This window comes from Hydrogenophaga sp., from assembly GCF_030651625.1.
Classification (GTDB): domain Bacteria; phylum Pseudomonadota; class Gammaproteobacteria; order Burkholderiales; family Burkholderiaceae_C; genus Hydrogenophaga.
In genome coordinates this window covers 105,301-117,924 of record NZ_JAUSCF010000020.1, presented here as the reverse complement: position 1 = coordinate 117,924, position 12,624 = coordinate 105,301, and the positions used below count along the sequence as shown (strand labels likewise).

Below are 12,624 nucleotides of genomic sequence, written 5' to 3'. Positions count from 1 at the left end.
GCCATTGGCCCGTTTCTGGTTGTCTCAGCGCACCTTGCGTCGAGACCGTTCATTTTTCATTAATTAATTACAAGGCTGAATTGGTGAATACCCGCATCCCCCGCTCCCGGCACGTGCACATTGGCCGAAAGGCTCAGGTATGTTCGTCCAGCGCCCGCGCCGCGCCCATCAATGCCGGCGATTGCCTCGAAGTGATCACCCACACAGGAATGGTCTGCAGGTAACTCCGGAACCGGCCTTTGGTTTCGAACCGTTCCCGAAACGGCGAGGTGTGAAACCAATCGCCAAGGCGCGGCACGATGCCGCCACCGACATACACCCCGCCCCTCGCACCGAGCGTGAGTGCAAGGTTGCCTGCCACCGAGCCCAGCAGGGCACAAAACATGTTCAGCGCTTCCAGCGCCTGCGCGTGGCCAGTCTCCAGCGCCGCTGCGGTCACATCGGCAGCATTCACCACTTGACCCGTGGTCACACCGTCGGCCTCGCAGAGCAAGCCAAAGGTGTCCAGCAGACCTTGCCCGCTGGTGACGCGTTCGGCTGAAGCATGGCCATACCGTCGCACGAGGCCATCCATCACCAACCGCTCGCGCGGGGTACTGGCGGGCAGTGTCACATGGCCGCCCTCGCCTTCCAGAGCCACCCAGCCTCCGCGCCCGTCGGGCAGCAAACCCGACACGCCCAGACCGGTGCCGGCGCCGACCAGTCCGATGGCATTGCCTGTCTGCGGCGGACCGCCACCGACCTGCACCAGATCTTCCGCTGGCAGATCGGGCAGCGCCAGGGCCAGGGCGGTGAAATCGTTGAGCAGGCGCAAGGTCCGAAATCCGAATTCGTCCTTCACCTCGCTCTGAGAGAACGACCAGTGGTGGTTGGTCATGCGGATCTGATCGCCTGTGACGGGGTTGGCAATGGCGATCGCCACTGCCTGCGGCGTGCCGCGACACAGCCCGTCCAGGTAGGTGCGGATTGCGTCCTGGAGCCGGGGATGTTCGGCCGCCGGGATCACGCGCACATCGGTGATGGGCGCACCCGGCCCAGCCTGCCAGGCGAAGCGCGCGTTGGTGCCACCCACGTCCGCGAGCAGGCGCGTGTTCACAGGATCGAGTTGAGCGGGCAAAGCAGGGGCAGGTGCTGGTGCAGACATGGCATGGTGGCGCACTGACGACCGCATTCAGCGTGCGGCCAGGATGGACGGGTAGTACCCGCCATTGTCAACCGATCGGCGGGTGGTTTTCCAGAACCACCGTCTGAAACGGACCAGCCTTGCAGAGGATCAAGGGCAATGCCGATGCCTCGCAGGCGCTCAGCGATTGTGCGAACGCGCCCAGCGCAGGATGTCGGCCGCTCCCATGGCACCCGGCTGGCGCGCCACTTCACGCCCGCCCACGAACAGGGCCAGGGTCGGAATACTGCGGATCTGCAGACGCGCCGCCAGGGACTGTGCCTCTTCGGTGTTCACCTTGGCCAGCCGCATGCCGGGCTCCAGCTGCTGCGCGGCCTGCTCGAAGGCCGGTGCCATTGCGCGGCAGGGGCCGCACCAGGGCGCCCAGAAATCCACCAGCACCGGCAAATGCGAGCGGGCGATGTGTTTTTCGAAAGCGGTCTCGTCCAGTGCGACCGGGTGGCCGGTGAACAGGGGCTGATGGCATTTGCCGCAATCCGGCGCACTGGCCAGCGCGGTGCTGGCCACGCGGTTGGTGGTGTGGCAGTGGGGACAGACGATGTGCAGGAGATTGGATGTCATGGATGGACCTTGGAAACGATAGGCGACAGATGCGGGCCTGTTCCTTTGCTTTCAAGACACCCTACGGGGTATCGGTTTGCCTGCGGTAACCCGCTACGCCAGCCAAGGCCTGCACGCCTCAGCGAAACCGGACACACACCGCATGGCTCCGGTAGCGGTCGGTGCTGCATTGCGTCCAAAGACAGCTTTCGCGCTGGAAAAAGCCAAGATCGGCGCAGGGCTCGCGGGGCGGCACTCTCGTGACCAGCGGCCGTTTTTCCCGTAGCGGAGGCAATTGCGCTTTGGCGGGAGGACTCTCGCTCGGGGTCACGGCAACCGCCTTCAGTGTCTGTTCAGGGGCCCCGTCAGGAACAACCACCGGATGAACCGCAGGAAGCACGACCGGGAGAACCACAGGAAGTCCCACCGATTGCCCCCCCGGTGGTGCAAGCAGCCAGGCCACACCGATCAGAAGCACCAGCAGCAAGCCGACAGGTCGTGAACGCAATCCAGCGGGAACCCGCTCCCACAGACGCAGGGAACTGGCGCGCAGCGGCTGCGTGCGCTCGAATCCGGTCGACGCACGGGTCGAGTCAGAAAAAAAGGCCTGAGTGGGCTCTGTCAGGCTGACATCGGTCTGCAAGCGAATGGCACCGGGCAGCGCGCCCGGCGCAACCTTGTCGGCGTGCTCAGCCGGTTTGACCGATGCCAGCAGATCCGCCAGCGTGGAATGGCTGTCCGCCGCGACCCAGTCGCGCAATTCCGAGGGAGCACCGGGCACAGGCCCTTCCGCGCCCGATGCGCCATCTGCCGCATCGGCCCCGGCGGCGGCCAATGCCTCGCGCAAATGGGACACCGTCGCAAAACGCAGCGACCGGTCTTTTTGCAATGACAGCTGCAAAACACGCTCCAACCTGGCGGTCACCCCCGGCGACAGGTCCGAGGCCCTGGGCGCCGCCTGGTTCAGGATGTTCTGGATGATCTCGACAAATTGCTCCCCGCCAAATGGCGGGCGACCCGTCAAAAGCTCAAACAGCAAAACGCCGCAGGCAAACACATCGCAACGCCCGTCCAGCGCCTGTCCCCTGAGCTGTTCGGGCGCCATGTAGCGGGGCGTTCCGATCAGCTGACCTTCGACCATGGTGGCCTGTACGCCGTCCGGGTCGAGCATCTTGGCGATGCCGAAGTCGGTGAGTTTCACGGTGCCCTGGTTGTCCACCAGGATGTTCTCTGGCTTGATGTCCCGGTGCAACACATGGTGCTCGTGCGCGTGTTCCAGCGCCGCCAGGACCCCGTCCATCAGGTGCAAAACCCCTGGGACTGAAAAGCGGACGCCATGGTTCAGGCACTGGCGAAGGTTCAGCCCCTGGACGCATTCCATCACCATGTAGGCACCCAGGTCGCTTCGCCCCACATCGTGGACGGCCACGATCCCGGGATGACGCAAGCGGGCCACAGAGCGCGACTCGACCACGAAGCGCCGCTCAAGCGCCTGCAAAGCTTCACAAGACAGGCCCGAAGTGCGCAGGATCTTGATGGCCACCACCCGCCCGAGATCCGGGTCAAAGGCTCGCACCACCCTACCCATGGCGCCTTCGCCCAGTGGGTCAAGAACAATGTACCGGCCAATCTGTTCGGGCAACATGTCCGAATTACACCGTAACCCGGCTTGACCAAATGCAGGAAACGGCCACCTGTAGCAAGCCCCTGCGCTCAATTGCCACATAAATCACGCACAGCCGCCGCCCAGGAGGCGATGCTGACAACGGAGCAAGAGGATGTGCATCCATCGCGCGAGCGACAGAGGCTCGGGCTCTCAGATGATCTGCCCGATCAGGCTGGCCAAAAAGCTCAGCAGGATGGTGGTGGTGATCGGCAGGAACCACTCGCGGCCAAAGACCTTGAAACGCAGGTCGCCGGGCAGCTTGCCAAAACCCAGCTTCTGCAGCAGCGGCGTGAACCAGCTGATCAGCAACAAAGCCAGAAAGATGACGATCATCCAGCGGATCATGGTGCGCTCGCTTTCACAACCTGTGGGTCCGGTCACCTGCGGTGAAGCCGACAGGAACCCAGCCTCCCGCGCAATCGGCGGGCGCAATGGCCAGCACCTTGAACAGTTCACCCATCTCATGCTCGTTCACCAGCTTGCCCAGCAGGGCGTTCTCCTTCGCACTGGCCCCCTGGGCCGCATCCATGAGGCCTGCGTTGATGAGGAACCGCCCCTGCGAGGTGTAGCCCAGCACACTCAAGCCCGCGTCCTGAGCGGCCAGGGCCACGCCGGTGAAGTTCACGTGAGCGGTGATGTCCTTTTCACCCACATCGGCCAGTGGATCGTCATCGCTTCGGTGGGCGCGGTGGCAGATGAGCGTGCCCATGTGCCGCTGCGGGTGGTAGTACTCGGCTTCCGGGAAGCCGTAGTCGAAAAAGAACCCGGCGCCCTTGCGCCAGCGGTCGGCCAGGGTGCGCACGAAAGCCTCGGCCTGCGGGTGGATCTCGGTGAGGTAGTCGTGCGGACCCTCGATGTCAACGGGTGGCCGAAGACCGGTGGGGTGATCCGCCCAGACGAGCGCGCCTTCTGCGTCAAGCGCCACGCCCCGCTCGTGCCAGACGCCACCGACCTGCCCGCCCGCGCGGTGCAACAGTTGCACCGGCATGGCGTCCAGCACCTCGTTGCCCAGCAACACGCCTTCGAAGGTGTCAGGCAGCGCATCGGCCCAGCGCAGCACGGCCGAATGAGCCGCCAGCATGGCGTGCTGCCGCTGGCGCAAGCTGCCCGACAGATCCACGATGGTGTAGCGTCGCAACGGCCGGCCCAATGCGGCCAGCGCATCCAGCACCTGCAGTGCCAGAGCGCCGGTGCCGGCACCAAACTCCCAGATCTCGTCGGTGCCAGTGGCGTCGAGCGCCTGCGCAACCTGCCTCGCCACCGTGTGTCCGAACAGTGGCGAAAGCTCGGGCGCTGTCACAAAGTCGCTGCCCTGCCCGGCCACTCCCACTGGCATGTGGCCGAACTTCGGCAACGCATTGGCGTAATAGCCCAGACCGGGTTCGTACAGTGCCATGGCCATGAAGCGGTCAAATGGCAGCCAGCCACCCGAGGCGCGGATGGCCCCCTGCACCCGCTCTTGCAGGGCGCTCGTTAAACTTGTCGACTCGCTCACAGATTCGGTATTCACCGGCCGATTGTCCTCCATGCCCCCAGCCCTGCCCTGTCATCAAATCTCTGCGCGCACCGCGCTGGTCACCGGCGCCGGCAAGCGCCTGGGGCGGGAGATCGCGTTGCGACTGGCGCGCGACGGCTGGAACGTGGCCGTGCATCACCGGCATTCGGCCACCGAAGCACAGCAGACGGCGGCCGAATGCGACGCGTTGACAGGTCGCGCCGGTAGCGCCGGCACCTTCTTCGCCGACCTGGGAGTCGAGGCCAGCGTGCGGGCGCTGCTACCGGCGGTGGTGGCGCATTTCGGCGCGGTGGACGCCGTGGTCAACAGCGCGTCCACTTTCGAGCACGACAGCGCCGCCAGCTTCGGCTTCGAAGCGATGGACACCCATCTGCGCGCCAACACCGGCGCTGCCGTGCTGCTGGCACAAGCACTGCACGAACATCTGGGCGTGCGTGAGGTTGAAGGCGCGGTGGTCAACCTGCTGGACCAGAAACTCTGGAACATGAACCCGGACTTCTTCAGCTACACCCTGTCCAAAGCGGCGCTGGAAGCCGCCAACACCATGCTGGCTCTGGCGTTGGCGCCGCGCGTGCGCGTGGTGGGCGTGGCGCCCGGCCTCACGCTGACCAGCCACATGCTGAGCGGCGAGAAATTCGACGAACTGCACCGGCAGTCCCCACTCGGTCGCTCGTCCACCCCGCAGGACGTGGCGGCCACCGTGGCCTTCGCGCTGGACAACCGCTCCATCACCGGCACCACGCTGCTGGTGGACGGTGGCCAGCACCTCATGCGCTTCGAGCGCGATTTTTCACTGATGTGAACCGCTCTCTGCCCATGAACGCACCATGAACACGTCCTCCACCGGCACGCAGATTCTCACCCTCACCGGCCTGCGCTTCGACGCCAACCTGGGCATCCTGGACCACGAAAAATCGGCGCCGCAACCGATCCAGGTCGACGCCGAACTCAACCAGGGCACCCAGCCGCTGCTGCCGCATGACGACGACATCAGCCACGTGCTCGATTACCGCAAGGTGCGCCAGATCATCATCGACGAGTGCACCGCCGAACACGTGAACCTGCTGGAAAGCCTGATCGGCAAACTCACCCGTCGGCTCATGCAACTGCCCGGTGTGATTGGCGTGCGCGTGAAAATTGCGAAGCTGGAGATTTTTGAGGATTGCGAAGTGGCGATCCGGATGGAGAGTGGGAACTGGTGAGCGACAGTCAAGCCGTTCAATGCTTGAAAGCGAGATGCTTGCATGCGCATGCCACCAGCGCTCCTGGAAGGATCAACCAAGCATCGACATGAATGATCTTCATTGACTCTTCGGGGCGGCCACACCCCAAAAGCATGCAACGCATCATGCCTGACGAGGCATGCAGGCAAAATTGAGCCTTGCGTGTCTCGTCTGTGTGAAGCGCACCGCCCGACCTATCAGGAACCCCGATGAACGAAGCGCTGGAAAACCACAAACTTGAAAAACGCCTGTGCCGCGAGGTGGGTCGCGCCATCGTGGACTACAACATGATCGAAGAAGGCGATCGGGTGATGGTCTGCCTCTCTGGCGGCAAGGACAGCTACGGCATGCTCGACATCCTGCAGAAGCTGCAGGCGCGCGCCCCCATCGACTTTGAACTGATCGTGGTCAACCTGGACCAGAAGCAGCCCGGCTTCCCGGCCGACGTGCTGCCGGCCTACCTGACCAAGCTGGGCGTGAAGTTCCACATCGAGAACCAGGACACCTATTCCATCGTCAAACGCGTGATCCCGGAAGGCAAGACCCTGTGCAGCCTGTGCAGCCGCTTGCGCCGGGGCATTCTGTACCGGGTGGCGGGCGAGCTGGGCGCCACCAAGATCGCGCTTGGCCACCACCGCGACGACATCCTCCAGACCCTGCTGCTCAACATGTTCTTTGGCGCCAAGCTCAAGGGCATGCCGGCGAAACTGGTGAGCGATGACGGGCAGCACGTGGTGATCCGCCCCATGGCCTACGTGGCGGAAAAAGACCTCACCCGCTGGGCGGAACTGCGCCAGTTCCCCATCATTCCGTGCACGCTGTGCGGCAGCCAGGAGAACCTGCAGCGCAAGCAGGTGGGCAACATGTTGAAAGAATGGGAAAGCAAGTTTCCAGGTCGCATTGAAAACATGTTCTCTGCCCTGCAGAATGTGGTGCCCAGCCACCTGATGGACACCCAGCTGTTTCCCTTCCAGACCATCCGTGCCACCGGGGAAGCCAGCGAAGACGGCGACAAGGCTTTTGACTTTGAGCCCTTGCCGCTGCCAGCATCGGAAGCCGCATCCATCACCAGCCACTTCGATGAACCCGGGAACGCCTTGCCCCGCAAGGCGGTCATACCGATTTCGACAGCCCACTGACGCCAGCAGCGCCAAGCGGGCAGCTTCCCCACTGGACACACCATGCAACCTGCGCGCACCGCTCCACTCAGGAATCCCTGTTCATCCAACCGCTGGGCCAGGATGGCCCGCATCGCCGGCCTGACACTGGCCGTGAGCGTGCTGGGTTCCCTGGGCGGCTGCGCCGGCGTGCTGCTGGTGGACAACCAGGTTGAAAGTTTTGCCAACTGGACGCCCACAGCGGCGGGCGCTGCGCCGGCCGCAGCCGTGCCGAACGCGCCGCAAAGCTACCGTTTTGAACGCCTGCCCTCGCAACGCGAAGGCCGCAGTGCCCGCGCTCAGGACGAACTGGAGGCACTCGCCCAGGCCGCGCTGGGCAAGGCGGGCTGGACAGTGGTTGCACCAGACGCCACGGCGCCCTGGCAGGTGCAGGTCGGTGCCAGTACCCAGCGCCTGCCGCGCGCACCCTGGGAAGATCCCTGGATGGGCTACTGGGGAGGCGGGTTCTGGGGCGACCCATGGAACCGGTATGGCGGAGCGGGCTTCGGCATTTCGGGCGGGCGGGGCCACTACATCGGCGCCGGCGGCCAGATCTTCTGGGCGCCCATGTTCATGCCCATGGAATCACCCTATTACCAGCGTCAGCTCACGCTGGTGATCCGCCGCTCCGACAACGGCCAGGTGGTCTATGAAACCCGCGCTGCGCACGACGGGCGCTGGAACAGCACACCGGCCCTTTGGGCCGCCATGATGGATGCCGCATTGCAGGGTTTTCCGGTGCCGCCCAGCGGTCCGCGACAGGTCAATATCGAAATCCCGCGCTGACGCTCGAGCTTCAACGGGCACTCAGGACGGTTCAATCCGTCGGCCGAGCCGATACCTGACTCAGCAGCCCACGGATGGCCTCGGCCAGGGCGTCCATGCTGTCCTGCTTGCCCATCACCTCCAGCACGCCCTGCTCGGCCGCGTCGGCCAGCAGCTTGTCGCTCACATGACCTGAGACAATCGCCACGCCCAGACCGGGCCGCAGCTGCCGCACTTCCCGCGCCACATCCACTCCCGACATGCCCGGCATGTTCTGGTCGCTCAGCACCAGGTCAATCGGCTCCTGCGGGTGCTGCGTCAGCCATGCCACCGCGGCCTCGCCGGACTCGAAGGTGGTGACCTTGAACCCCTGCTTGCGCAGCAGCCGCCCGGCCAGAAAGGTCATGGCCTCGTAGTCGTCGATGTAGATCAGGTGCGGGGACGTGGCCTCCGCACCAGGCAGGGACACCGCAGCCTGCGGGGTGGCCAGCGCTTGCGGCGTCGGCATCACCTGCGCCGCCAGCGGCAGGTAGACGTCGAACCGGGTCCCCTCGCCCACTTTGCTGGTCACGTCGATGGCGCCACGGTGGGCTTTGACGATGCCGTGTACCACCGCCAGACCCAGCCCGGTGCCGGCCCCGGGCGGCTTGGTGGTGAAGAAAGGTTCGAAGATGCGACGCACTGTGTCTTCGTCCATGCCCGGACCGTTGTCGGCCACGCTCAGGCAGGCGTAGTGTCCGCTGGACAGACCCTCCACCCGCAAGGCCTGCGCCGCATCCACTTCCACCGCCCGCAGCGCCACGGCGACCTCGCCGGCCTGGTTGTCCATGGCTTGCCAAGCGTTGGTGCAGAGGTTCATGAGCACCTGCTGCACCTGTGTGGCGTCGGCCATCACAGGCAGCGGTGTCGATGGCAGGCGGGCGTTCAGGCGCACGCCGGCAGGCAGCAGCGACCGCAGCAGGTCCAGTGCTTCCTGCACCAGCGGGGTGAGCAACTGGTGCTGCAGTTCCTGCGTCTGGCGGCGACTGAAGGTGAGGATCTGCTGCACCAGCTGGCGAGCCCGCATGGCCGCACGCTGGATCTCGACCAGGCTCTCGCGCGCGGGGTGGTGCAGGCCCACGTCTTCCTGCGCCAGCGCCAGGTTACCCAGAATGGCTGCCAGCAGGTTGTTGAAATCGTGCGCCACACCGCCTGCCAGGGTGCCGATCGCTTCCATCTTCTGAGACTCCCGCAACTGGATCTCCAGCGCGCGCTGGTGGGCCTCGGCCCGCTTGAGCTCGGTGATGTCGGTGTGCGTCCCGATCATGCGCAACGGCTTGCCGTCTGTGTCGCGCGCAATGACCATGCCCCGCGAAAGCACCCACTTCCAGCTGCCATCCTTGCAGCACACCCGGTGCTCGTTGCGGTAGGTGGCCGTGTGCCCCTCGAAGTGGGCCTGCCGGTCGGCCTGCATCTGGGGCAGATCATCGGGATGGGTTCGGCTGTCCAGCTCTTCGGCAACATTCGCCAGTTCCTCGTCGGCGTAGCCGTACATCGCCTTGATGCCTTGCGAAATGAATTCTTCATTGGACTGCAGATTCCAGTCCCACACCCCGTCGCCCGCACTCTCCAGCGCCAGCTTCCACACAGCCTCGCTTTTGCGCAGGTCGGCTTCCACTTGCTTGCGCGCGGTGATGTCGAGCAGCACGCCCACCCGCACATATCCCGTCGAGTCCGACGACACGGCACAGGAGCGCCGGTACACCCACTTGATCGATCCGTCGGGCATCACGATCCGGAACTCGCCCCCAAGATCCACCGGGCTTTCTCGAATCAGCTTCGTGTCGGCTTCAAGAATGACCCGGTCTTCCGGGTGCAGCGTGCGTTCCAGCAGAGTCGCATCCCGCATGACGTCTTCAGGGGTGAAACCGTAGATGTCGCGAACCCCGGAACTCACAAAGCGATACTGACGCCGTCCGTCGGGCGACACATGCACAACGAACACCATGCCGGGCACCTGCGAGGTCATCAGACGCAACTGCTCTTCGCTACGACGCAATTCATCCTGTGCCTGCACCTGGGCCGTGATGTCTTCGACTGTACCCTCGTAGTAAAGCAGCTTGCCTTCGGTATCCCGCACGTTGTGGGCGTGCTCGGACACCCAGATGCGTTCGCGCGTGCGGTGCCGGCGGATTTCCGACACGAATCCCCGTACATAACCGTCTCTGTCGAGCAGGCGCAGGAATTCAGCCCGCTGGCCCGGATCCACATACCACTCCCGCGCCACATCGTTGACAGCGCCGAGCATTTCGGCCTCGGTGTCGTACCCGTTCAGGCGCACCAGGGCCGGGTTGACCCGAACCATCTTCCCCTCGGCATTGCAGCGGTACGCGCCAATGGGCAGGAAGCTGAACAGGGTGGAGTAGTCCCCATGGAGCGCGGGGTTGGGCAGCGTCATGGCGAGATTGTGGAGCAAAGCATCCGGTTCGTGCGACCGATCTGGGGCGTGAACCAATGGCAATTCAACGGGTGCGCAGGCTCCACCACACACGCCTGTCCGCATTTATTCGGGATCACCCATCCATCATTCGCAGGAGAAAACAATCAAGACATTGGCTCCCACCACCCAAGGCGCTACAGTGTGCGGAAGCCCCGTTCGAAGCAAGGAACCCCGTTTTGCAAGTCACCCGCATTCTGGCCGTGCGCCATGGCGAAACCACCTGGAACCGCGACACGCGCATCCAGGGCCACACCGACATCGCCCTCAACCCGCACGGTCAATGGCAGGCGGCCCGGCTGGCCCAGGCGCTGGCCGACGAACCGATTACCGCCTTCTACGCCAGCGATCTTCAGCGAGCGCTGGAAACGGCCCAGGCTGTGGCCCGCGCGCACGGCAAGGAGGTGAATACCCACGTCGGCCTGCGCGAGCGCTGTTTTGGGCGCTATGAAGGCCACACCTGGGCCGAACTGGAAGCCCGCTGGCCGCAAGAGAGCATGGCATGGAGAAAGCGCGTGCCCGATTTTTCCCCGCCCGGCGGCGAATCGCTGCTGCAACTGCGCGAACGCGTGGTGCAAACCGTCACGGAGCTGGCGGCAAGGCATCCGGGCGAACAGGTGCTGATGGTGGCGCACGGCGGCGTACTCGACATCCTCTACCGGGCCGCCACCCGACTCGAACTGCAGGCCCCCCGCAGCTGGGAACTGCCCAACACCGCCATCAACCGCCTGCTCTGGTCACCCGAAGGCCTAAGCCTGGTGGGCTGGGCCGACACCACCCACCTGCAAAGTGCCGATGGCACACAGACGCTGGACGAACACTGATGAACTCCCGTTCCACTTTGCGAGTCCTTTTCCATCCATGACACCCTTTTCAACCGAACGCTGGCATCGTGCCGAGGAATGGGTCGGCCACGGCGTGGCGATGGTGGACACACCTGCGCTGGTCATCGACCTCGACGCCATGGACCGCAACCTCGCCCGCATGGCCGATTTCGCCCAGACGCACGGCCTGCGCCTGCGGCCCCACGCCAAGATGTACAAGAGCACAGAGCTGGCGCTGCTGCAGATGGCGCATGGCGCCGTGGGCGTGTGCGTGCAGAAGACCGACGAAGCACTGGCCCTGGCGCGGGGCGGCGTGAGTGACATCTACATCAGCAACGAAGTGATCGCACCGGCCAAGCTGCAGCGGCTGGCCGAGGCGATACGGACCTGTCGCACCCGGTTCGCCATCGCTGTGGACAGCGCGCAGGGCATTGACGCACTGGCGCATGCGCTGGCCGATACGGGTGTGGATCAGCCCGCCGCCATGGACGTGTTCATCGAGATCGACGTGGGCCATGGTCGTTGCGGCCTGCCACCGGGGGATGCGGCCGTGGCGCTGGCTCAGCGCCTGGCCAGCCATCCGGTGCTGCGTTTCGCGGGGCTTCAGGCCTACCACGGCAGTGCCCAGCACCAGCGGGACCCGGACCAGCGCACGAGGTCGGTGCAAGAGGCAACCCAGGCGGTGACCCTGACCCGGCAGGCCCTGGCAGCGCAGGGTTTTGAAGTCGCCCTTGTGACCGGTTCCGGCACCGGCACATTCCTGAACGAGGCCGGCAGCGGCATCTGGGGCGAGCTGCAATGTGGGTCCTACCTGTTCATGGACGCCGACTACGCCGCCAACAGCGTCACGCCAGGCGCGCCGGTGTTTGAACATGCCTTGTTCGTGAAGTCGCAGGTGATCAGTCGCAGCGCGGCGCACGCGGTCTGCGACGCCGGCCACAAGAGCCACGCCATCGACAGCGGCCTGCCCACGGTCGCGTTCCCCGACGGCTTGAGCTTCGCCAATGGGGGCGATGAGCATGGCGTGTTGCGCAGCACCGGGAGTCTCGGGGATTTGCCTGCGCTGGGCGAGACCGTGTGGCTGGTGCCGGGCCATTGCGACCCCACGGTGAACCTGCACGATTACATGGTCGGGGTGCGTGGGGGTCTGGCTGCGGGTGTGGTGGAGCGGGTCATTCGGGTGGATGCGCGCGGCTGTACAGGTTGACCCCCCGCGCCGCCTTCGGCGTCACCCCCTGGAAGGGGGGCGCACCCAGTGGCCCTGCAAAGCCGGT

The 12,624-nt window shown here is 64.9% G+C and carries 12 protein-coding genes; 6 read left to right on the top strand and 6 right to left on the bottom strand.

Translation table 11 applies throughout. The features are described 5' to 3' along the window. Positions 1-133: 133 nt before the first annotated feature. From glk to Q7V46_RS07675, 5 genes are all read right to left on the bottom strand, one after another. Positions 134-1,144 (bottom strand): glucokinase, encoded by a 1,011-nt coding sequence (gene glk / locus Q7V46_RS07695; RefSeq protein WP_304912940.1) that lies wholly within the window; start codon positions 1,142-1,144, stop codon positions 134-136. Between the two features lie 159 nt (positions 1,145-1,303). After that, entirely contained in the window at positions 1,304-1,744 is a 441-nt protein-coding gene (trxC, locus tag Q7V46_RS07690; RefSeq protein WP_304912939.1) for a thioredoxin TrxC, read from the bottom strand. 118 nt (positions 1,745-1,862) lie between these two features. After that, positions 1,863-3,368, bottom strand: coding sequence for a serine/threonine-protein kinase (locus Q7V46_RS07685; protein ID WP_304912938.1), 1,506 nt, complete (start codon positions 3,366-3,368; stop codon positions 1,863-1,865). 171 nt (positions 3,369-3,539) lie between these two features. Next, a complete protein-coding gene (locus Q7V46_RS07680) occupies positions 3,540-3,734 on the bottom strand; it encodes a DUF2905 domain-containing protein (RefSeq protein ID WP_304912937.1) in 195 nt (64 codons plus the stop codon). Between the two features lie 13 nt (positions 3,735-3,747). Continuing rightward, positions 3,748-4,917: a class I SAM-dependent methyltransferase gene (locus tag Q7V46_RS07675; RefSeq protein WP_304912936.1), complete on the bottom strand. Its 1,170-nt coding sequence runs from the start codon at positions 4,915-4,917 to the stop codon at positions 3,748-3,750. Here Q7V46_RS07675 and Q7V46_RS07670 point away from each other — a divergent pair. The 4 genes from Q7V46_RS07670 (at position 4,916) to Q7V46_RS07655 (ending at position 8,071) form a co-directional block, all read left to right on the top strand. Further along, positions 4,916-5,707 carry an SDR family oxidoreductase gene (locus Q7V46_RS07670; protein WP_304912935.1) on the top strand — a complete coding sequence of 264 codons (792 nt, stop codon included), beginning with the start codon at positions 4,916-4,918 and terminating at the stop codon, positions 5,705-5,707. The two genes, Q7V46_RS07675 and Q7V46_RS07670, sit on opposite strands and share 2 nt — an antisense overlap. 25 nt (positions 5,708-5,732) lie before the next feature. Beyond that, the gene (locus tag Q7V46_RS07665; protein ID WP_304912934.1) at positions 5,733-6,107 is read left to right on the top strand and encodes a dihydroneopterin aldolase; all 375 of its coding nucleotides are present in this window, start codon (positions 5,733-5,735) and stop codon (positions 6,105-6,107) included. A gap of 230 nt (positions 6,108-6,337) precedes the next feature. Then, positions 6,338-7,267, top strand: a complete 930-nt coding sequence (gene ttcA, locus Q7V46_RS07660) for a tRNA 2-thiocytidine(32) synthetase TtcA (protein ID WP_304912933.1) — start codon at positions 6,338-6,340, stop codon at positions 7,265-7,267. 42 nt (positions 7,268-7,309) lie between these two features. Next, complete coding sequence (locus tag Q7V46_RS07655; RefSeq protein ID WP_304912932.1) at positions 7,310-8,071, top strand: DUF4136 domain-containing protein; 762 nt, start codon at positions 7,310-7,312, stop codon at positions 8,069-8,071. Between the two features lie 31 nt (positions 8,072-8,102). On the opposite strand, the gene Q7V46_RS07650 is transcribed toward Q7V46_RS07655, so the two are convergent. Then, positions 8,103-10,487, bottom strand: a complete 2,385-nt coding sequence (locus Q7V46_RS07650) for a PAS domain-containing sensor histidine kinase (RefSeq protein WP_304912931.1) — start codon at positions 10,485-10,487, stop codon at positions 8,103-8,105. A 218-nt stretch (positions 10,488-10,705) separates the two neighbouring features. On the opposite strand from Q7V46_RS07650, the gene Q7V46_RS07645 reads away from it, so the two are divergent. Beyond that, positions 10,706-11,350 carry a histidine phosphatase family protein gene (locus Q7V46_RS07645; RefSeq protein WP_304912930.1) on the top strand — a complete coding sequence of 215 codons (645 nt, stop codon included), beginning with the start codon at positions 10,706-10,708 and terminating at the stop codon, positions 11,348-11,350. Positions 11,351-11,387: 37 nt separating this feature from the next. Next, on the top strand, positions 11,388-12,557 hold the full coding sequence (locus Q7V46_RS07640) for a DSD1 family PLP-dependent enzyme (protein WP_304912929.1): 1,170 nt from the start codon (positions 11,388-11,390) through the stop codon (positions 12,555-12,557). Positions 12,558-12,624 lie beyond the last annotated feature (67 nt).